The following is a 20,656-nucleotide window of genomic DNA, read 5'->3' on the forward strand; positions in this document are numbered from 1 at the left end:
CCTATCTCCTGACACTTCAAAACAAACAGGAGAATGTTGTGCTCAACACGTGGCCCCGTACCCTTCCCTTCGCCGTTGCCCTCGCGACCCTGGCAAGCTCAGCGCTGGCGCAAGAGCTGAGCTTCAACTTGCCGGCCGGCGCCCTTGCCAACACGCTCAATGCGATTGCCGGCCAGAGCGGCCAGATCATTTCGCTGGAGCCTGCGCTGGTGCAGGGCAAACAGGCACCGGCAGTGATCGGCCGGATGCCCGCCGAACAAGCGCTGCAAAAGGCGCTGTCGGGCAGCGGTTTGCAACTGCGCGTCACGGGGCAAGGCAACTTCAGCGTCGAGCCGGTAACTGACAACAGCGCAGCGCTGCAACTGGGGGCCACCAACATTGTCGAGCGCAGCAATGACGCCACCACCGAGGGATCGGGCTCCTATGCCGCGCGGGCGGTGACCATTGGCAAAGGCACGCACACGCTCAAGGAAATTCCACAGTCGGTCACCGTCATGACCCGCAAGCAAATGGATGATCAGGACCTCACCGATCTCAAGGACGCCGCCAATAAAACCACCGGTCTGGTCGGCCTTCAGGGCGTGGGCAAGGGCATGATCCTCACCTCACGCGGTTTTCAGATCGACGACTGGCAGTACGACGGCGTGCCGATCCCGCGCAATACCTATGCGCTGGGCAACTGGGCAACGCAGGACCTGATTTTCTTTGATCGCATGGAAGTGCTGCGCGGCGCGTCGGGCCTGCTGCAAGGCGCCGGCAGCCCCGGTGGCGCCATTAATCTGGTGCGCAAGCGCGGCCAGAACACCCCGACCGTAACCGTCACCGGCAAGGCAGGTTCGTGGGATCACTACGGCTTGCAACTGGATGCCGGCGGACCGTTGAACTCGACCGGCACGGTGCGCGGGCGTTTTGTCGCCGATGAAGATCAGAGCCATTCATTCGTCGATTACGAATGGAGCAAAACTCACTCGCTGTACGGCGCTCTGGACTTCGACGTCAGCGATGACACCACGCTCGGCGTGGCGGTCAGCCATTCGGATGGCGAATCACGGCCAATGATCCGCGGCCTGCCACGTTACGCCGACGGCAAGCCGCTCAACGTGCCGCGTTCCACCTACGGTGGTGCACGCTGGAACCATGCCGACATTGATGTCACTACCGTTTACGCCGATCTGGAACATCGCTTCAACGACGACTGGGCCGTCAAGGTCGGTGCGGTGCGCATGACCGAGACCAACAAATCGAAAAACCAGCGCACGCAAACCAGCGGCGCCGGGGTGCAAGCTGATGGCAGCGGTTTGCAATACGCCGATTTCGTCACGGATTTCGACGCAAACAAACTCGGTCTGGACATGAACCTCTCCGGGCATTTCGAAGCGCTGTCGATGGAGCATGAAGTGATGCTCGGCGGCAACTACGCCAAGTTCACCTCTGACGATAAATTCGCTCGCACCTTCAACAACAGCAGCGACACGATTTTCGACATCAACCACGACCGTCCCGAAATCAGCTACGAAGGTTTGCTCAATACCCCGGGTGGCCGGGCAACGCCGAGCGAATACGACATTCGTCAAAAAGGCCTGTACGGCAGCTGGCGGGTCAAACCGGTCGAATCACTCACGCTGGTGCTGGGTTCGCGCGTCAGTTGGTACGACTACAGCTACAAGTCATGGACGCAAATGGCGTTCAGTGACGTCGCTGTCGAGGAACCGCAAAGCACCGCGAACGAGACCGGCGAAGTCACGCCTTACGCGGGCATCGTCTACGACTTGAGCCGCGAGTGGGCGGTGTACGCCAGCTATACCGACGTGTTCGAACCCCAAACCAATCGCAACGCTAACGGTTCCGTGCTCAAACCGGTGATCGGCAGCAATTACGAGGTGGGTCTTAAGGGCGAATTGATGGACGGCCGGGTCAACACGTCGTTGGCGGTGTTCCGTTATGACCAGGAAAACCGTGCAGTCAACGACCTGGCTTCAGGCATGGTTTGCGACGACTGGTATTGCTCGACGGCCGCCGGGAAAGTTCGCAGCCAGGGTATCGAAGCCGAGATCAGCGGCGAAGTGCTGACTGGCCTGCAACTGTTCGCCGGCTACACCTACAACACCACCAAGTACCTCGACGACCCGACTGAAAAAGGCAAAACCTTCAGCACCTGGACGCCGAAACACATGCTGCGGGTGTGGGGCGATTATCAGTTCAGCGGCGACTGGAACCGTGTCAGCACTGGCCTGGGTTTCACCACCCAAAGCCATACGCTTGGCTATGAACACACTTACGACGTCGCCGGTTACACGGTGTGGAGCGCCCGTCTCGGTTACCAGTTGAGCAACGAAATCGGCCTTGCGGTGAACGCCAACAACCTGTTCGACAAGCGCTACTACACCGCCGCCTACAACCAGCTCAATGGCAACAACAACTTCGGCGATCCGCGCAACGTGATGTTCAGCGTCAAGTACACGCCCGAGTTCTGAACCGCAGCACTCGGCGTTGACCTGCCGGAGTTCGGGTCCGGCCGGTCACTTCAAGGATCAAACGCTGAGCAGTTGTTGCGTAGTCGCCATCGACGTATTCAACGACTGCCCGGTGCGCTGCAACTTGTTCAGCAGGCTGGCACCCAACCACATCTGGTACAGGGTTTCCGCCAACCGCCGGGCATTGCCCTGAGGAAGGCTGTTTTCAGCCTGGCCCTGCTCGATGCACAGGGTAATGCGCGACACCACTTGTTCGGCGCCATCACGCAAGGTGAGGCGCATCGACTCGGACAGATCGGCGACTTCGGCGCTGAGTTTCACCACCAGACACTCATCGCCGTGGCCTTCGAGCGTGCAGCGGTTCTGCCAGCCCAGCCAGTAATCCATCAATCGCTCATAAGCGGTCAGCCCCGGCAACGTCAGGCGTCGCTCCATGTCGGCGAGGTAGCCGACAAAGTAATCCTCAAGCAAGGCCTGGCCATAGAGCTCTTTGGATTTGAAGTAGTGATAGAACGAGCCCTTGGGCACGCCGGCGGTTTGCAGGATTTCATTGAGGCCGACACTGGTGAAGCCCTTCTCGGCCATCATTCGGTGGCCGGTATCGAGCAAGTGTTGGCGGGTGTCGTCGTAGGTCGGTTTCATGGGGCGCAAATTACCAGACAATAGACCAGTCGTATATTTCAGAGGAACGGAAGTTTGCCATATCTGTCAGTGAAAAACCTGCGCAGAAAAAATTACTAGACGACTGGTCTAATTGGCATCTATGCTGCGCTCCGACAACTCATCTCCCGGTGTCGGCGTTTCGCAAATCCGTTGCGCAGCGACGCCACCTGATCAACCAAGGGTGCTTTATGAAAATCTTGATGGTTCTGACTTCGCACGATCAACTTGGCGACACCGGCAAGAAAACCGGCTTCTGGCTCGAAGAGTTCGCCGCTCCTTACTACGCCTTCAAGGACGCCGGTGCCGACGTCACCCTGGTGTCCCCGGCCGGTGGCCAGCCACCGCTCGATCCGAAAAGCGACGAGCCAGACGCACAGACCGCCGAGACCGATCGCTTTCGCAATGACCCGGCCGCCCAACAGGCACTGGCCAACACCGGGCGTCTGGCGGATGTTCGGGCGGATGATTTCGATGCGGTGTTCTACCCAGGTGGCCACGGCCCATTGTGGGATCTGGCCGAAGACAAGCAGTCGATCGCTTTGATCGAAGCTTTCGACCGCAGCAACAAGCCGCACGGTTTCGTTTGCCACGCACCGGGCGTACTGCGTCACGTTTTGAATGCCGAGGGCAAACCGCTTATCCAGCATCGCCAGGTCACCGGTTTCACTAATGCCGAAGAGGCCGCGGTCGGTTTGACCGATGTCGTGCCGTTCCTGATCGAAGACGAGTTCCAGCGTCTTGGCGGTTACTACTCCAAGGTCGCCGACTGGCAAGTGCATGTGGTGGCTGACGGGCAATTGGTCACTGGCCAGAACCCTGCCAGCTCCGCCGCCGTCGCCGAGAAGTTGCTGAAGATGCTCGGCTGATAAGCCCCTTCGGGAAAAGTCCTCCGAACGCCGTGTGCGTGCCACACGGCGTTTTTTTTACGCCCACCCAATAGTTGACTGGTCTAATAAACCAGTGAAAAAGGTAATCCATGAACAACAGCAGTTATTTCACCCCCGCCAAATTGGGCCTGCACACCCTGAAAAACCGCATCGTCCTGCCGCCCCTCACCCGCCAGCGCAGTACCCAACCGGGCAACATCGCCAATGAATTGATGGCCGAGTATTACCAGCAGCGCGCAGGCGCAGGTTTGCTGGTGACCGAAGGCACGCAGATCGAGCCACGCGGCCAGGGTTATGCCTGGACGCCGGGCATTCACACGCCCGAGCAAATTGCCGGATGGCGCAAAGTCACCGATGCCGTGCATGCCGTCGACGGGGTAATTTTCGCCCAGCTCTGGCACGTCGGCCGTGTGTCGCACAGCGCGTTGCAACCTGGCGGCGCGGCGCCGGTCTCGGCTTCCGCCGTGGCCACTGATCGGGTCAGTGTGTTTATCGAAACTGCACCAGGCAAAGGCGAACTGGTGCCGCCGTCCGCACCGCGCGCGTTGAGCACTGAAGAAGTTCAGGAGCTGATCCAGCTCTATATCCAGGCAGCACGCAATGCGATGGAGGCCGGTTTTGACGGCATCGAACTGCACTGCGCCAACGGCTATCTGGTCAACCAGTTCATCTCGGCGCACAGCAATCTGCGTACCGATCAATACGGTGGTTCGCTGCACAATCGCCTGGGTTTTCTGCGCGAAGTGGTAGCGGGCGTCGCCGACTGCATTGGCAAGGAGAAGGTCGGCGTGCGCTTCGCCCCGCTGTTCACCACCACCGATGAGGCGCGCACGTACCTGGGTCTGGTCGAGGAAGATCCGCACACCACTTATATAGAAGCTATCAAGGTGCTGGAGGACGTCGGCATTGCTTATCTGTCCATCGCCGAAGCCGATTGGGACGATGCGCCAGCAATGCCGCAAACCTTCCGCCAAGCGGTGCGCGACACCTTCAGCGGCGCGATCATCTACGCCGGGCGCTACAACGCCGAATCCGGTGCGCGGCTGCTCGATTCCGGCCTCGCTGACTTTGTCGCTTTCGGTCGACCGTTCATGGCCAACCCGGATCTGCCTGCGCGAATCGCCAACGACTGGCCGCTGAATGCACTGAACCCGGCCACGGTGTATGGCGGCAGCGCTGAAGGTTATATCGATTATCCGGTGTACCCCGGCTAGCAGAAAAACCTATACAAAACTAAATTTCCGTACAACTATCTGAGCAAGGACTTTCCAACCACTGGCTACCTCTATTGCCTCTCATCAGGCTGATTGCGTTCGAATGAAGACTGTTAACCGCTTGTGCCTGGTCCTCGGTGACCAGTTGTCTTTCGATCTTGCCTCTTTGCAGGGGCTTGATCGCGAACGCGATACCGTCCTGTTGGTCGAGGTGATGGAGGAAGCCAGTCACGTTCCTCACCATCCGCAGAAAATCGTCCTGGTGTTCAGCGCCATGCGTCATTTTGCTCAGGCGTTGCAGGAGCAAGGCTTTCAGGTGCAGTACGTCCGGCTCGACGATCCGCAAAACACCGGCGCTGTGCCGAGTGAGTTGCAGCGCTGGCATGCGCTTGTAAAGCCGAACGAGTTGCACCTGACCGAATGCGGCGACTGGCGTCTGGAGCATTCGCTGCGCGATTGTGGTTTGCCCATCCATTGGCACAATGACAGCCGTTTTCTCTGCACCCGCGCCGAGTTCGCCGATTGGGCGGCCGGTAAAAAACAGCTGCGCATGGAGTTCTTCTACCGCGAGATGCGCCGCAAAAGCAGGCTGTTGCTCAATGGCGACGGCACGCCGGTGGGTGGCGCGTGGAATTTCGATGCCGACAACCGCAAGTCACTGCCCAAAGGCGTGAAGGCGCCCTACCCGCTTAACTTCGGCGCAGACCCTGTAACTCAGGAAGTCCTCGCGTTGGTGCGCGATCACTTCGCCAGTCACTACGGCGCTCTCGATACCTTCAACTACCCGGTGACCCACGCCGACGCTCAAGCGCTGTGGCAATACTTTCTGGATTTCGGTCTGGCCGGTTTTGGTGATTATCAGGACGCCATGGCCAGCGACGAGCCGTTTCTGTTCCATGCGCGCATCAGTGCAGCGCTCAACATCGGTTTGCTCGACCTGCGGCAATTGTGCAGCGACATCGAGTCGGCCTATTGGGCGGGCAGCGTTGCCCTGAACGCCGCCGAAGGCTTCATTCGGCAACTGATCGGCTGGCGGGAATATGTGCGCGGAGTCTACTGGCTGAAAATGCCTGACTACGCCGAGGGCAATTCATTCGGTAACAGCAGGCCATTGCCGGAGTTCTACTGGACCGGCGAAACGCAGATGAACTGCATGCGCCAAGCCATTGGTCAAAGCCTCAAACATGCTTATGCCCACCACATCCAGCGGCTCATGGTCACGGGCAATTTCGCCTTGCTGGCCGGCATCGCGCCGAGCGAGATCTGCGAGTGGTATCTGGCCATTTACATGGACGCGTTCGACTGGGTCGAGCTGCCCAACACTTTGGGCATGGTCATGCACGCCGATGGCGGATACCTGGGCTCCAAGCCTTACTGCGCCAGCGGCCAGTACATCAAGCGAATGTCCGATTACTGTCGCGATTGCGCCTACAAGGTGAGCGAAAGTACCACCGACAACGCCTGCCCGTTCAATTCGCTGTACTGGCATTTTCTGATGCGCCACGGCAATCTCCTGCGCAGCAATCAACGCATGGGCATGCTCTACAAAAATCTCGACCGCATGCCTGAAGCCAAACAGCAGGCCCTTTGGCAACGCGGGCAAATGCTGCTCGACCAGCTGGATAACGGCCATTCGTTGTAGATCCGCAAGCGCCGCCCTTCAAGGCTGCAACTTATGCAGGGCGCGCCGTGTCAATGGGTGACCCGTAGTGTTCGTTTGCAATACGTTGAACGAGCCCGGGCCACAATAATCATCAGGCGTGAGTGGTGAAAATCCTGAAACATCTTACCCGCGAAGCGCTTGAGTCAGAGGTCATGCGTCTGCGCCAGGCGCTCGAAACCGGCACTGGACAAACACTCATCAGCGACGTACAGCACGATATCGCCGCGCAACTGGCCGCCAGCCGAGCGGCGCTCGCCGCCAGTGAAGCGCGCCAGCGGGCAATCTTCGAGTGCGCGATCGATTTCGCCATGGTCGCCACCGACCCGCGGGGCATTATCACCGAATGGAACGCCGGCGCCGTCAATGTCATGGGCTGGACCGCCGAGGAAATGCTCGGCCAGAGTGCTGCGAGTTTTTTCACACCAGCCGATCGCGCCTCCGGCCGTGTTGAACTGGAAATGCAGCGCGCTCTGCTTGAAGGACGCGCCTCAGATGAACGCTGGCACCTGCGCAAGGACGGCAAATTGTTCTGGGCGTCGGGCGAACTGATGCCGCTCTATGCGGATGATCAATCCCATCTGGGCTTCGTGAAAATCCTTCGTGACCGCACCCAGGAGCATCTCGCCGGCCGTGCGCTTTTCGAATCGCAAGAGCGCTATCGCCTGGCGCTCAAGGCAACACGCGACGCGGTCTGGGACTGGGATCTGCAGACCCGGCAGATTGTCTGGAACGAAGCCTTGCAGCAGGCTTATGGGTTCCCTTCAGCAGCCATCGAGCCGACGAGTGACTGGCGCCTTGCCCAGATCCACCCGCAGGATCGCGAGCGCGTCGAAGCCTCGATTCGCTCTGCCATCGACGGCAGCGGATCGACCTGGACCGCCGAATATCGCTTCCGCTGCCAGGACGGTTCCTACGCCGAAGTGCTCGACCGCGGACACTTGATCCGCAACGCCGACGGCCGCGCCGAGCGCATGATCGGCGCGATGCTTGATCTGACGCGCTCGCGCAGTGCCGAAACGGCGCTGCGCCTGAGCGAAGAACGCTTCAGCACCATTCTGGAAACCATCGAAGCCGCATTCGCCATCGTCAACGTCAAATTCGACGCCGACGATCTTCCGGTGGATTACTACTTCGTCGAAGCCAACCCGGCGTTCGAACGTCAATGCGGGGTCAATCTGCGTGGTAAATGGGTGACCGAGTTTGCCCCCAATCTGGAAAAGTTCTGGTTCGAGACCTACGGGCACGTGGCCAAGACGGGCGAGCCGGCGAACTTTGAAAATTACGCCAACACCTTTGAGCGCTGGTTCGACGTGCGTGCCGTACGAGTCGGCGACCCGGCCGACCGGCAAATCGCGATCCTCTTCAATGACGTCACTGAACGGCGCGACGCCGAAGAGCGCCTGCGCGTCAGCGAAGCACTCGCGCGTGAAAACGTCGAGCGCGTACAACTCGCCCTCGCCGCCGGCGCCATTATCGGCACCTGGCACTGGGACCTGCCGACCGATAACTTTACCGTGGATGAAGCCTTCGCCAAGGTGTTCAATCTCGATCCTGCTTTGGGTCGCACCGGTCTGAGCCTGGAACAAGTGGTGACGACCGTTCACCCCGACGACCGCGAAGGACTCATCGCTGCGATCAACGAAGCGATTGCCCGTGGCGGCGCCTATTCCCATCAGTATCGGGTGCGCGACGCCGATGGAAAATACAACTGGCTTGAGGCCAACGGACGCGTCGAGTGCGCCGACGACGGCACTGCGCTGCGCTTCCCCGGCGTGCTGATCGATGTGGAAGAGCGGCGCAGTGTCGAGGCCGAGCGCGATCGGGCCAACGCGGCACTGCGTGCGCTCAACGACACCCTGGAACAACGCGTGATGGCGCGCACTGCCGATCTCATGCAAGCCGAGGAAAAGCTGCGCCAGTCGCAGAAAATGGAAGCCGTCGGGCAACTGACCGGCGGCCTGGCGCACGATTTCAACAATCTGCTGGCCGGCATTTCCGCCGCCCTGGAGCTGATGGAAAAACGCATCGCTCAGGGCCGTATCAAGGACGTCGACAAATATCTGGTGACCGCCCAAGGCGCGACCAAACGTGCAGCGGCGCTTACCCATCGACTGCTGGCGTTCTCCCGACGCCAGACCCTCGATCCGCGGCCAACGGACGTCAACACGCTGATTGTCGGCATGACCGAGCTGATCCAGCGCACCGTCGGCCCGAGCATTCGCTTGAAGACGTTGGTGGCACCCGATCTTTGGCCGGCGCTGGTCGATGCCAGCCAGTTGGAAAACGCTCTGCTGAATCTGTGCATCAACGCCCGCGATGCCATGCCAGATGGCGGCAGCATCACGGTGGAAACCGCCAACCGCGCCGTGACCATCGAGTCGGTCCACACACTGGACATTCCCGAGGGCGAGTACCTTTGCCTCTGCGTCACCGACACCGGCACCGGCATGAGCGCGGAAGTCATCGCCAAGGCCTTCGACCCGTTTTTCACCACCAAACCGCTCGGCCAGGGTACGGGGCTTGGGTTGTCGATGATCTACGGCTTCACCAAACAATCCGGTGGCCAGGTGCGCGTGCATTCACAAGTCGGCCAAGGCACCACGATGTGCATCTACCTGCCACGCTATCGCGGCGAAGCCAAACAAAATTACGACGCCACCCGCAGCACGACAACACCGCTGGTAAAAGCAGGCGAGACTATCCTCATCGTCGACGACGAACCCACCGTGCGGATGCTGCTCAAAGACGTGCTCTGCGAACTTGGCTACACAGTGCTGGATGCGGCTGACAGCGTTGAAGGCCTGGAGGTACTGCGCTCCAACGCGCAGATCGACCTGCTCATCACCGATGTCGGCTTGCCGGGCGGCATGAACGGCCGGCAAATGGCCGATGCAGGCCGGGAAATCCGCCCAAAACTCAAAACCCTGTTCATCACCGGCTACGCCGAAAACGCCGTCATCGGCAGCGCTCAACTCGGACCGGGCATGCAAGTGCTGACCAAGCCTTTTGCAGTCGACACCCTGGTTTCGCGGGTCAGCAATTTGCTGTCCGAAGCGACAACGCCGTAAACCGCAACCGGCCCCTGTAGGAGCTGCGGCACACTGCGATCTTTTGATCTTGATTGTAAAAATCACAATCAAAAGATCGCAGCCTCGTTGCACTCGAATGCTCCTACAGGTTTGTGTGCTGGCCGAAGATCTGTAAGCGACGCACAAACCTGTGGGAGCGAGCTTGCTGGCGATAGCGGTGGAACAGTTATCGGATGTTTTGACCGTGTCGACGCCTTCGCGAGCAGGCTCACTCCTACATTGTTCGGTGGGGGCATTAATCTTGTGAACACCACAAAACCTGGTGGGAGCTGCGGTGCCCACACATTTTCGACCCTTGCAGATTTCCTGTAGGAGCCAGCCTGCTGGCGATAGCGGTGGATCAGTCACTGGATGTTTTGCCTGTGCCAGCCCCGATTTAACGCAGCCGATTGACTGAGCGTATTTATGCCGTTGAACTGCCATTAGCTCGGCTATCAATATTTAAAATGAGAGGGGCTCACAGATGCACCCAACCACGCCCGACGGCCGATATTTCGTGGTCAAAGAACAGCTTTGGCGGTGCAGCAACCCGGCGTTGGACCCGCAACAGCGCCAGCATCTGGTCGACGACTTGATGACAGCGCGACGCGAAGTCAAAGCGGCGAAGTTGCTGGATGACCCGCAAAAATTGAAAGCAGCGAGGGCGCATGTGCACGCCGCCAAAGTGGCACTGGGCGAGCGTGGCCCGGTCTGGTGGGAGGACGGCACTGCGGATTACAACCGGTATAAAGTGAGCAACACGCCGTATGCCGAGTGGTATCAATCGTTGAAACTGGAAGGCGCCTAAGGCATCTCAAATCGCGCCGTGCTTTCACGTGGCGTCAGCTGAAACGGCAACACCACATGTCGGGCAGGCAACGGCTGTTTCTCGATCAGGGCTATCAGCATTTCGACGGCTTTCTCGCCAAACACTTCCGCCGGTTGGGAGATGGTTGTCAGCGGCGGATCGCAGTAAGCCGCCATCGGAATGTCATCGAATCCCGCCAGCGAAATATCCTCCGGCACGCGCAACCCCTGCTCCTTGATGCGCTTCAACGCACCAATCGCCATCTCGTCATTTTCACAAAACAGCGCGGTCGGCCGGTCGTCGAGAGCGAGCATTTTTCCGGCGCCGGCATAGCCCGCAGCCAGACTGAAATCGCCGTGACAAACCAGCGCATCGTCCAGCGCAAGGCCAGCCTGGCGTATCGCCTGTTCGTATCCCGCCAGACGATCTCGCGTCAGCGGACTGCCTTTCGACCCTTTGATCAGGCCGATGCGCCGATGACCAAGCGCGATCAAATGCTCGGTCATCGCCTTGGCGGCCGCGACGTTGTCGAGGCTGATTGTCGGATGACGGCCTTGCTGGATCACTTCGCACGCATTGACGATCGGTGGCAGATCCTTCCCCGAAGCGGAGCCTTCGAAGGGGTCGAAGGCGCGCAGTTGAATCACGCCATCCGCTTGATGGGCATACACCAGATCAGCGAACTGGCGTTCGAGTGTTTCGCGACCCTGGGTGTCGCACAGCAACAATCTGTAGCCGGCGGCTTGCGCAGCCTTTTGCGCACCGCTGATGACTCGGGCGAAAAATGTGTTGGCGATGGTCGGGACCAGAATCACCAGGTTCCCGGTTCTGCGTGAGCGGAACTGCACCGCCATCAGATTCGGGCGATATCCGGCCTGTTCGACGGCAGCCATGACCCGATCGCGGGTGTCGGGCAGTACGCGCTCCGGCGACTTCAATGTTCTTGACACTGTTGCCACCGAAACGCCCGCCAGCCGTGCCACTTCGCGGATATTGGACAAGTCTGCCTCGCTCTTTCAATCAAATCGGCCGCCGAGCTTACCGCACCGCGCCGCCCTCCGAAACGCCGACATTCGTCCGAGATGGTTTGACAGCCGTGCATTTCGAGCCTAGATTTCGCCCACGATGTAACCGGTTACATCATAGACGACTGATGCACTATCCACAGAGACAATTGCCATGATTGCTGCTGCTCGAAAAATAAGAATGGGCTTCGTCGGTGGGGGTGAAGGCGCCTTCATCGCTCAGGCACACCGGCAGGCAGCCGGCCTCGATGGACGCTTTGAACTGGTCTGCGGTGCGTTCAGCCGAGACGCGCAAAACAATCAGCGCAGTGGCGCCGCATTGGGTCTGCCTGCGCAACGCTGTTACGACGCCTGGCAAGACATGCTCGCCGCCGAATCCCGGCTGCCGCCCGATCAGCGCATGGAGCTGCTGGTGATCGTCACGCCTAATCACTTGCACGCCCCTATCGCCAGCGCAGCGATGAGCGCCGGTTTCCATGTCTTCAGCGAGAAGCCTGCTGCGCTCAATCTGGCCGAAGTGCAGGCGCTCGAAGGCGTCGTCAGCAGCAGTCAGCGAATCTACGCGCTGGCGCACACCTATCTGGGTTACGCGATGGTCTGGCAGGCACGGGAAATGGTCGCCAGCGGCGTTATCGGGCGCTTGCGCAAAGTCCTCGTCGAATACCCGCAAGGCTGGCTCAGCAGCGACGTCGCCGGCCAAGGCAACAAGCAGGCCGATTGGCGCGACAACCCTGAGCAATCGGGCATCGGCGGCTGCATCGGTGACATCGGCACTCACGCGTTTTCCCTGGCGGAGTTTGTCGCCGGTCAGCCCATCCAGTTCATCAGCGCGATGCTTAGCTCGCACTTCAGCAGCCGCCAACTGGATGACGACGCCGCCATGCTGTTCAAAATGGCCGACGGTGCCAGCGGCGTGTTGATCGCCAGTCAGGTCTGCGCCGGTGAAGAGAATCCGCTGAAAATTCGTCTGTACGGCGACAACGGTGGTTTGGAGTGGCGCCAGGAAGAGCCCGCCAGTCTGATCCATCGCCCGCTGAACGAACCCATGCGCGTGCTGCGATCCGGCCTCAGCCAACCGTGGCTATGTGAAGCCGCAACCCGGCGCATGCGCCTGCCCGCCGGGCACCCGGAAGGTTATCTGGAAGCCATGGCCAATCTTTACGGCGACCTCGCGCAGGCCATTCTCCAGGGCGCGAGCGGCCCTGATGCGCCCGGCGTGCCCGGCATAGAAGCCGGCCTGCGCGGCATGGCCTTCATCGAAACCGCTCTCGCCAACCATCGCGGTGATGCCAAGTGGAGCGAAATACCTCGCCAGTCAATCGGAGCATCCGCCAATGACAACTGATCAAACAAACCCTGGCGGCATGCGCGGCCCGGGCATCTTTCTCGCGCAGTTCATCTCTGACGAAGCGCCCTTCGACTCCCTCGCCAACATTGCGCAGTGGGCGGCCTCGCAAGGCTACAAGGCCATCCAGTTGCCGACCCTTGGCACGCGTTTCATTGATCTTGAGCGCGCCGCCCACAGTCAGGATTACTGCGACGAACTCATCGCAATTTGCGCCAAGGCCGGCGTGGTGATCAGCGAGCTGTCGACCCATCTGCAAGGCCAACTGGTCGCGGTGCATCCGGCGTTCGACAGCCTCTTCGACGACTTCGCCCCAGAGGATTTGCGCGGCAAGCCGCAAGCGCGCACGCAATGGGCGATCAACCAGTTGAAACTGGCAGCGCGCGCCAGTCAGCGCCTGGGGCTGACAGCCCATGCGACCTTTTCCGGCGCCCTGCTCTGGCCGTATGTCTACCCATGGCCGCAACGCCCTGCCGGTCTGGTCGAGCAAGGCTTTGCCGAATTGGCCGAGCGCTGGCTGCCGATACTCGACTGTTTCGACGAGGCCGGTGTAGACCTGTGTTACGAAATCCATCCCGGCGAAGACCTCCACGACGGCGCCTCTTTCGAGCGTTTTCTTGAGGCGGTGAATCATCATCCACGCGCCGCGATTCTGTATGACCCGAGCCACTTGCTGTTACAGCAGATGGATTACCTGGGGTTCATTGATCGCTATCACGAGCGCATCCGCATGTTCCATGTGAAGGACGCCGAGTTCCGCCCCGACGCGCGCTCCGGAGTTTACGGTGGCTATCAAGGCTGGGTTGATCGCCCGGGCCGATTCCGCTCGCTGGGCGACGGCCAGATCGACTTCAAATCGATCTTCAGCAAGTTGACCCAATACGACTTCAACGGCTGGGCCGTGCTCGAGTGGGAATGCTGTCTGAAAGATGCCGCGCAAGGCGCTGCCGAAGGCGCCGCCTTCATCGAACAACACATGATCACCAAGACCCGCAAGGCGTTCGACGACTTCGCCAGCGTGAGCGCTGACGAACAATCCAACCGACGTTTGCTGGGGCTTCACGACCACTGATTTACCGCTGTTACCGACATAAAAATAATACGGTGATTGAAATGAACGTAATGAATGCGCGACTCAGCGTGATGATGTTTTTGCAGTTTTTTATCTGGGGTGGCTGGTTCGTCACCCTCGGCACCTTCCTCACCACAACGCTGGCGGCCAGCGGCGGCCAGGTGGGGATGGCGTTCTCGACCCAGTCGTGGGGTGCGATCATTGCGCCCTTCGTCATTGGCCTGATTGCCGATCGATTCTTCAACGCCGAACGCATCCTGGCGGTGCTGCATCTGATCGGCGCGGTGCTGTTGTTCCAGCTCTATCGGGCGCCAGATTTCAGCGCGTTTTATCCTTATGTGCTGGCCTACATGATGGTCTACATGCCGACGCTGGCCTTGGTCAATGCGGTGGCGTTCCGACAAATCAAAGACCCGGCCCTGGAGTTTTCGCGCATACGCGTCTGGGGGACCGTCGGCTGGATTGTCGCCGGCATCGTGATCAGCTTTGGTTTTGCCTGGGACTCCCAACAAGCCATCGCGGCGGGCGGCTTGCGTAACACCTTCCTGATGTCTGCCGTAGCGTCGCTGGTGTTGGGGTTCTACAGCTTCAGCCTGCCGAATACCGCACCGCTGAAATCCACTGAAGGTTCGGCGAGCCTGAAGCAGATGCTGGGCGTGGATGCGTTGAGCCTGCTCAAGGATCGCAGCTATCTGGTGTTCTTCCTCGCGTCCATTCTGATCTGCATTCCTCTGGCGTTTTATTACCAGAATGCCAACCCGTTCCTCGCCGAAATCGGCGTCACCAATCCGACGGCGAAGATGGCCATCGGGCAAGTGTCCGAAGTGCTGTTCATGCTGCTTCTGCCGCTGTTCATTCAGCGTTTCGGAATCAAGATCGCGTTGCTGGTCGGCATGCTGGCCTGGGCGTTGCGATACGTGCTGTTTGCCTTCGGCGACAACGGTGATCAAGCATTCATTCTGCTCATCGGCATTGCGCTGCACGGCGTTTGCTACGACTTTTTCTTCGTCTGCGGGCAAATCTACACCGACGCCAAGGCCCCCGAGCGCTTTCGCAGCTCGGCTCAAGGCCTGATTACCCTGGCGACTTACGGTTTGGGCATGCTGATCGGCTTCTGGATCGCCGGCCAGATCACCGACCACTTCGCCTCGGCTAACGGGCATGACTGGCGCAGCATCTGGCTGTTTCCGGCCGGTTTCTCGGTTGCGGTAATGCTGCTTTTCTGGATGACGTTCAAAGGACGAGACAGCGACAAGGCTGTGATCCCCTCACCCGTCTAAGCACTACCGCCCCCTGTAGGAGCTGCGGCACGCTGCGATCTTTTGATCTTGATTTCAAACAACAGGATCAAAAGATCGCAGCCTCGTTGCACTCGAATGCTCCTACAGGATGTTGTGTGTTCAGTTGAACGAACGAAAGCCTGCTTTTCAGGGCTGGCTTTGGGTTAGTCAGCGTCCCATCTAGACCCTACCGCCCCCTGTAGGAGCTGCGGCACGCTGCGATCTTTTGATCTTGATTTCAAACAACAGGATCAAAAGATCGCAGCCTCGTTGCACTCGAATGCTCCTACAGGATGGTGTGTCAGTTGAACGAACAAAAGCCTGCTTTTCAGGGCAGGCTTTTGGTTAGTCAGCGTCCCGTCTAGACCCTACCGCCCCTGTAGGCGCTGCGGCACGCTGCGATCTTTTGATCTTGATTTCAAACAACAGGATCAAAAGATCGCAGCCTCGTTGCACTCGAATGCTCCTACAGGATGGTGTGTCAGTCGAACGAACGAAAGCCTGCTTTTCAGGGCAGGCTTTTCGAGTTGTGACAGTGCCAGCTTACTTTTGCTGCGCCGTCAGCGCCGCATAACCATTCATCAAGTTGCGATAGTTCGGAATACGCTGAGACAGCAGATTACCCAGCCCTTCGATGTCGTTGCGCCAGTCGCGGTGCAGCTCACAGGCTACCGAGAACCAGTTCATCATTTGTGCGCCGGCCTGAGTCATGCGGCTCCATGCGGCTTGTTGCACAGTGGTGTTGAAAGTGCCGGAGGCATCGGTGACGACGAACACATCAAAGCCTTCGGCCAGGGCTGACAGTGTCGGGAATGCCACACAAACATCGGTGACCACGCCGGCAATGATGATCTGCTTGCGGCCTGTAGCTTTGATCGCCTTGACGAAGTCTTCGTTGTCCCAGGCGTTGATCTGGCCTGGACGGGCGATGTAGGGCGCGTCCGGGAACATCTCTTTCAGTTCCGGTACCAATGGGCCGTTCGGGCCTTGTTCGAAACTGGTGGTGAGGATGGTCGGCAGTTCGAAGAATTTCGCCAGATCGGCCAACGCCAGAACGTTGTTCTTGAATTCGTTCGGCGAGAAGTCCTGCACCAGAGAAATCAAACCGGTCTGGTGGTCAACCAGCAGTACTACGGCGTCGTCTTTGTTGAGGCGGTTGTAGGTTGGCGTGTTCATCTGTGCAGTCCTTTTTAGTTGGGGAAGTTCTTGTTGCGTTCAAGATGGGCTCAGATTACTGACACTCCAGCGCTGGATAAATCGGCTGAAAAGCGTTTAACCGTCAACTTGAACAGGACAATCACGCGACACTGATCACGGATTTCGCTGGCATCCCGACCTTCCCGGCGATCCTTGTCATACTGTTACCAGCTTCACGTGTGCAATAAACCCAAGGAGATGTTCATGCTCGGACGCCACTCGCCAGAGCCGAACACAGACAACCCCGCATCCCTGAAAGCCGTGCGCGCCGGATCGACGTTCCGCCTGACGGTGAGTTTCATGCTGGTAGTGGTCATGGCCTTTTTGGCGGTCGAGAGCTGGCGAACTTGGCGCGACTACCGTGCAGCCTTCGATTCTGCGCGCAACTCGGTGACCAACCTCGCCCGCGCCACGGCCCAGCATGCCGAAGACACCATCCGCCAGATGGACGTGCTGACCGCCGCCCTGAGTGAGCGGATCGAGGGTGATGGCCTGCAAAACCTGGATGTCCCGCGCATTCACAAATTGTTGGTGCAGCAATCGACAATCATGCCGCAGCTGCACGGCTTGTTTATCTACGGTCCTGATGGACAGTGGATCGTCACCGACAAGGAGGTGACGCCCGAGACCGCGAACAACGCCGACCGTGATTATTTCCAGTACCACCGCACCCATGAAGATCGCCATGTGCGCATCGGCGATGTGGTCGAGAGCCGCTCCACAAAAGACCTGATCATTCCCATATCACGCCGGCTGAACAATGCCGATGGCTCGTTCGCCGGCGTGTTGCTGGGCACGGTCAAGGTCAGCTATTTCGTCGATTACTACGGTGACTTTCGCATCGATGACAAAGGCGCGCTGGTGCTGGCCAGGCGCGACGGCACCATCCTCGTGCGCCGCCCGTTCATCGCCTCGGTGATCGGCAAGAGCCTGGCCAACAGCGAGATCTTCAAGACCTATTTACCCAACTCCAACTCAGGCATCGCGCAAGTGCGCGCCGTCGTCGACGACACCGAGCGCTTGTATGGCTATCGTGCCCTCACCACCTACCCACTGGTGGTTGAGGCCGGTCTGTCGCGTGATTCGATCATCGAACCCTGGCAGCAGGATTTGCTGAAGAACGGCTTCGTGCTGGTGTTTCTGATTCTGGTGCTGAGCTGTTTCGGCCTCATCGTCCTCAGCCAGTTGCGCCAGCGTATGGCGATGGAACGACAAATCCGCCACGCCCATCAGACCATGCGCGACATGGCGTTGACTGACGCCCTGACCGGGCTCGGCAACCGTCGACGCCTGGATAATTCGCTGGCCGATGAAATTCGATTGGCCCGTCGCCAGGGTTCGGCGCTGTCGTTGATCATGCTCGATGTCGACCACTTCAAACGCTACAACGACCAATACGGACATGCGGCGGGTGATGATTGCCTGAGCGCGGTCGGCCAGGCGATCCAGCAAGCGGTCAAACGCCCGGGTGACCTGGCCGTACGTTACGGCGGCGAAGAGTTCACCGTGTTATTGCCCAACACCGATAGCGCCGGGGCGATTCAGGTCACTGAGGACATTTTGCAGAGTATTCGTGCGCTGAAGCTTGCGCACGCCGGGCATCCTCTGGGGTACGTCACGGCCAGTGCTGGCATCACCACGCGTCATCCTGTCGACGATACGGTCACGCCGGCCTCGTTGTTGAAAGCGGCCGACACCCGTCTCTATGAGGCCAAGCAACAGGGGCGCAACCGTTGGTGTTCGAGTTCGGCGGTGATGAGCTGATAACACCTTCGTCGCTCGCACTGGTCACTTTTTCTTACACCTTTTGTCGCCCTGCGACACCCTGTCAGCCGATCGAAAACCGACTGGCCGGTTCAGTTTGGTATCATGCGCCGCTTTTACGGTTAACCCCTCGCCAGTCCTGCCGACTGACGGGCTGCAAAAGGCGGTATTAGATGACGGCTTTGTTGACTCGCCGCAAGGTACTTGCGGGAATGGGCGTACTCGGGCTCGGCCTGCTCGCCGGCTGCGACACCCGCGGCCAACTGTCGTACAAGTACGGCAAGGATCTGAGTAACAAGATCATGGGCCGCACCTTCAAACTGAAGGACACCGACGGCGACACCATGACCCTGTCGAGCTTCCGCGGCCTGATGCCGATGGTGTTCTTCGGCTTCACCCAGTGCCCGGCGGTCTGCCCGACCACCCTGGCCCGCGCGGCAAAAATCAAGAAACTGATGGGCAAGGACGGCGATCGCTTGCAGGTGATTTTCATCACCCTCGACCCTGAGCGCGACACGCCGCAAATCCTCGACGCCTACGTCAAAGCCTTCGACCCGACCTTCGTCGCGCTGTACGGTACGCTTGAGGAAACCAAGGCCACGGCCAAGGAATTCGACGTGTTCTTCGAGAAGGTGCCGGCCGGCGACACCTACACCATCTCGCACACTTCCACCAGTTACGTCTTCGACTCGCGCGGCGAACTGCGCCTGGGTCTGTCCACCTCGCTTTCGGCAGAAGAATGCACGGAAGATTTGCTTACCGTTATGGAGGTTTGCTGATGCAACCGTTTCTGAACAACATCAAACGCGCGGTACTCGGTCTGTCCCTGCTGGGCCTGGCCTTCCAGGTCTCTGCACAGACCAAGGTTGACGATGCATGGGTACGTGCAACCGTGCCGACCCAATCCGCCAGCGGCGCATTCATGATCGTCACCGCCGACAGCGACAGCAAGCTGCTCAGCGTTGCGACGCCAGTGGCCAAAGACGTGCAAATCCACGAAATGAGCATGAAGAACGACGTCATGAGCATGGGCCCGGTCAAATCGGTCGACCTGCCGGCAGGTAAAGCCGTCAAGCTTGATCCAAACGGTTACCACGTCATGCTGATGGGCCTGACCGGTCAGTTGAAAGAAGGCGAATCCGTGCCGCTGACCCTGACCGTGGAAAACGCCAAGGGCGAAAAAGAAACCGTTGAAGTGAAGGCCAGCGTGCGTTCGCTGACCAGCATGGAAGGTCACGATCACAGCAAAATGCATTGATCTGACGGAGCGGTAACAAAAAAGGGGCGGCCTGATCGTTGATCAGGCCGCCCCTTTTTGGGTTTGGGAAATCGGCTTTTGTGGAAAGCAGGCTTTACATGAGGAAAATCTTTCGCGACTATGTAAAGGGTCTTTTACATAGGAAGTAAGCATGAACCGGTATTACCTGGAAATGGGCGCAGCACTCATCCTTTACACGGTGGCGTTGGTCGCCTCACTGGTTGCCTCGCAATACCTGATGGATGCCAACATTATTCTGCGCTCAGCTGTCGCGTTGACGCCGATCCTGCCGGCAGGTTTGATGTGCTGGGCCATCGTGCGCAACATGCGCCGCATGGATGAAATGCATCTGCGCATCCAGTTCGAAGCGCTGGGCTTCGCGTTTGCCGCTTCAGCGCTGCTGACCTTCAGCTACGGTTTTCTGGAAAACGTCGGCGCGCCGCACATTCCATGGACTTGCGTGTGGCCAGTGATGGGCGCGATGTGGATCCTCGGCCTGCAAATCGCCCGACGCCGCTACCAATGAAAAACCGCCTCAAGGCACTGCGCGCCGAGCGCAAATGGTCACAGGTCGATCTGGCTGAACGCCTGAACGTGTCGCGCCAGACCATCAATGCCATCGAAAACGAACGCTACGATCCAAGCCTGCCGCTGGCGTTTCAGATTGCCCGAGCGTTTGAGCTGTCGATTGAAAGCATTTTTGATGATGGCTTGAACTGAGCAAAAGTCGGTGCAGGCGGATTCCAGTTTCGGTTAAACAGCCTGAAACAAAAAAACGCCTGCACCGATTCGCCTGCCGTATCCCGGTTAATTGTCAAACACCCACCCCTGACTGGCCCCTAGCCCAGTGCCCACGCTGACAAGTCCGCCCGACATCGGATCACCTTCAAGTTTTAAAAGACGATCAGACCGCTGACCCTTGGTATCATCGCCCACAC

17 protein-coding genes are annotated in these 20,656 nt (G+C 59.1%); 14 read left to right on the top strand and 3 right to left on the bottom strand.

The features are described from left to right. Positions 1–38: 38 nt before the first annotated feature. Positions 39–2,474, top strand: a complete 2,436-nt coding sequence (locus ICA15_RS26885) for a TonB-dependent siderophore receptor (RefSeq protein WP_210555194.1) — start codon at positions 39–41, stop codon at positions 2,472–2,474. Positions 2,475–2,531: 57 nt separating this feature from the next. On the opposite strand, the gene ICA15_RS26890 is transcribed toward ICA15_RS26885, so the two are convergent. Further along, a complete protein-coding gene (locus ICA15_RS26890) occupies positions 2,532–3,116 on the bottom strand; it encodes a TetR/AcrR family transcriptional regulator (protein WP_210555193.1) in 585 nt (194 codons plus the stop codon). Between the two features lie 209 nt (positions 3,117–3,325). Between ICA15_RS26890 and ICA15_RS26895 the strand changes: the two genes are divergently transcribed. From ICA15_RS26895 to ICA15_RS26915, 5 genes are all read left to right on the top strand, one after another. Next, positions 3,326–4,003, top strand: a complete 678-nt coding sequence (locus ICA15_RS26895) for a type 1 glutamine amidotransferase domain-containing protein (RefSeq protein ID WP_042558830.1) — start codon at positions 3,326–3,328, stop codon at positions 4,001–4,003. A gap of 110 nt (positions 4,004–4,113) precedes the next feature. After that, a complete protein-coding gene (locus tag ICA15_RS26900; protein ID WP_210555192.1) occupies positions 4,114–5,238 on the top strand; it encodes an alkene reductase in 1,125 nt (374 codons plus the stop codon). Positions 5,239–5,341: 103 nt separating this feature from the next. Beyond that, entirely contained in the window at positions 5,342–6,880 is a 1,539-nt protein-coding gene (locus ICA15_RS26905; protein WP_210555191.1) for a cryptochrome/photolyase family protein, read from the top strand. A 173-nt stretch (positions 6,881–7,053) separates the two neighbouring features. Then, positions 7,054–9,969 (top strand): PAS domain S-box protein, encoded by a 2,916-nt coding sequence (locus ICA15_RS26910; protein WP_210555255.1) that lies wholly within the window; start codon positions 7,054–7,056, stop codon positions 9,967–9,969. Between the two features lie 484 nt (positions 9,970–10,453). Continuing rightward, complete coding sequence (locus tag ICA15_RS26915; RefSeq protein ID WP_210555190.1) at positions 10,454–10,777, top strand: hypothetical protein; 324 nt, start codon at positions 10,454–10,456, stop codon at positions 10,775–10,777. Here the strand turns inward: ICA15_RS26915 and ICA15_RS26920 are convergent. Next, positions 10,774–11,778, bottom strand: coding sequence for a LacI family DNA-binding transcriptional regulator (locus tag ICA15_RS26920; RefSeq protein ID WP_210555189.1), 1,005 nt, complete (start codon positions 11,776–11,778; stop codon positions 10,774–10,776). The genes ICA15_RS26915 and ICA15_RS26920 overlap by 4 nt on opposite strands. A 178-nt stretch (positions 11,779–11,956) precedes the next feature. On the opposite strand from ICA15_RS26920, the gene ICA15_RS26925 reads away from it, so the two are divergent. From ICA15_RS26925 to ICA15_RS26935, 3 genes are read left to right on the top strand one after another with little or no spacing between them, the layout of a single operon-like run. Then, positions 11,957–13,147: a Gfo/Idh/MocA family protein gene (locus ICA15_RS26925; RefSeq protein ID WP_210555188.1), complete on the top strand. Its 1,191-nt coding sequence runs from the start codon at positions 11,957–11,959 to the stop codon at positions 13,145–13,147. Continuing rightward, positions 13,137–14,219 carry a sugar phosphate isomerase/epimerase family protein gene (locus tag ICA15_RS26930; RefSeq protein WP_210555187.1) on the top strand — a complete coding sequence of 361 codons (1,083 nt, stop codon included), beginning with the start codon at positions 13,137–13,139 and terminating at the stop codon, positions 14,217–14,219. Before ICA15_RS26925 ends, ICA15_RS26930 begins: the two co-directional genes overlap by 11 nt. Before the next feature lie 41 nt (positions 14,220–14,260). Beyond that, on the top strand, positions 14,261–15,499 hold the full coding sequence (locus ICA15_RS26935; protein WP_210555186.1) for a nucleoside permease: 1,239 nt from the start codon (positions 14,261–14,263) through the stop codon (positions 15,497–15,499). A gap of 543 nt (positions 15,500–16,042) precedes the next feature. Here the strand turns inward: ICA15_RS26935 and ycaC are convergent. After that, positions 16,043–16,675, bottom strand: a complete 633-nt coding sequence (gene ycaC / locus ICA15_RS26940) for an isochorismate family cysteine hydrolase YcaC (protein ID WP_042558826.1) — start codon at positions 16,673–16,675, stop codon at positions 16,043–16,045. 225 nt (positions 16,676–16,900) lie between these two features. Between ycaC and ICA15_RS26945 the strand changes: the two genes are divergently transcribed. The 5 genes from ICA15_RS26945 to ICA15_RS26965 all read left to right on the top strand — a co-directional run bounded on the left by ICA15_RS26945 (position 16,901) and on the right by ICA15_RS26965 (position 20,438). After that, entirely contained in the window at positions 16,901–18,460 is a 1,560-nt protein-coding gene (locus ICA15_RS26945) for a sensor domain-containing diguanylate cyclase (protein WP_210555185.1), read from the top strand. 173 nt (positions 18,461–18,633) lie between these two features. After that, the gene (locus ICA15_RS26950; RefSeq protein ID WP_210555184.1) at positions 18,634–19,239 is read left to right on the top strand and encodes an SCO family protein; all 606 of its coding nucleotides are present in this window, start codon (positions 18,634–18,636) and stop codon (positions 19,237–19,239) included. Beyond that, positions 19,239–19,718 (top strand): copper chaperone PCu(A)C, encoded by a 480-nt coding sequence (locus ICA15_RS26955; protein WP_210555183.1) that lies wholly within the window; start codon positions 19,239–19,241, stop codon positions 19,716–19,718. Before ICA15_RS26950 ends, ICA15_RS26955 begins: the two co-directional genes overlap by 1 nt. A 151-nt stretch (positions 19,719–19,869) precedes the next feature. Next, the gene (locus tag ICA15_RS26960) at positions 19,870–20,244 is read left to right on the top strand and encodes a hypothetical protein (RefSeq protein WP_210555182.1); all 375 of its coding nucleotides are present in this window, start codon (positions 19,870–19,872) and stop codon (positions 20,242–20,244) included. Beyond that, positions 20,241–20,438 (top strand): helix-turn-helix transcriptional regulator, encoded by a 198-nt coding sequence (locus ICA15_RS26965; protein WP_150595422.1) that lies wholly within the window; start codon positions 20,241–20,243, stop codon positions 20,436–20,438. Before ICA15_RS26960 ends, ICA15_RS26965 begins: the two co-directional genes overlap by 4 nt. Positions 20,439–20,656: the final 218 nt, after the last annotated feature.

The organism is Pseudomonas sp. P116 (genome assembly GCF_020149425.1).
In the GTDB taxonomy this organism is placed as follows: Bacteria; Pseudomonadota; Gammaproteobacteria; order Pseudomonadales; family Pseudomonadaceae; genus Aquipseudomonas; species Aquipseudomonas anatoliensis.

Coding starts and splice junctions, on each gene's coding strand:
- ICA15_RS26890 (WP_210555193.1), bottom strand. CDS start 3,116: ATGAAACCGACCTACGACGACACCCGCCAACACTTGCTCGATACCGGC.
- ICA15_RS26895 (WP_042558830.1), top strand. CDS start 3,326: ATGAAAATCTTGATGGTTCTGACTTCGCACGATCAACTTGGCGACACC.
- ICA15_RS26900 (WP_210555192.1), top strand. CDS start 4,114: ATGAACAACAGCAGTTATTTCACCCCCGCCAAATTGGGCCTGCACACC.
- ICA15_RS26905 (WP_210555191.1), top strand. CDS start 5,342: ATGAAGACTGTTAACCGCTTGTGCCTGGTCCTCGGTGACCAGTTGTCT.
- ICA15_RS26910 (WP_210555255.1), top strand. CDS start 7,054: ATGCGTCTGCGCCAGGCGCTCGAAACCGGCACTGGACAAACACTCATC.
- ICA15_RS26915 (WP_210555190.1), top strand. CDS start 10,454: ATGCACCCAACCACGCCCGACGGCCGATATTTCGTGGTCAAAGAACAG.
- ICA15_RS26925 (WP_210555188.1), top strand. CDS start 11,957: ATGATTGCTGCTGCTCGAAAAATAAGAATGGGCTTCGTCGGTGGGGGT.
- ICA15_RS26930 (WP_210555187.1), top strand. CDS start 13,137: ATGACAACTGATCAAACAAACCCTGGCGGCATGCGCGGCCCGGGCATC.
- ICA15_RS26935 (WP_210555186.1), top strand. CDS start 14,261: ATGAACGTAATGAATGCGCGACTCAGCGTGATGATGTTTTTGCAGTTT.
- ycaC (WP_042558826.1), bottom strand. CDS start 16,675: ATGAACACGCCAACCTACAACCGCCTCAACAAAGACGACGCCGTAGTA.
- ICA15_RS26945 (WP_210555185.1), top strand. CDS start 16,901: ATGCTCGGACGCCACTCGCCAGAGCCGAACACAGACAACCCCGCATCC.
- ICA15_RS26950 (WP_210555184.1), top strand. CDS start 18,634: ATGACGGCTTTGTTGACTCGCCGCAAGGTACTTGCGGGAATGGGCGTA.
- ICA15_RS26955 (WP_210555183.1), top strand. CDS start 19,239: ATGCAACCGTTTCTGAACAACATCAAACGCGCGGTACTCGGTCTGTCC.
- ICA15_RS26960 (WP_210555182.1), top strand. CDS start 19,870: ATGAACCGGTATTACCTGGAAATGGGCGCAGCACTCATCCTTTACACG.
- ICA15_RS26965 (WP_150595422.1), top strand. CDS start 20,241: ATGAAAAACCGCCTCAAGGCACTGCGCGCCGAGCGCAAATGGTCACAG.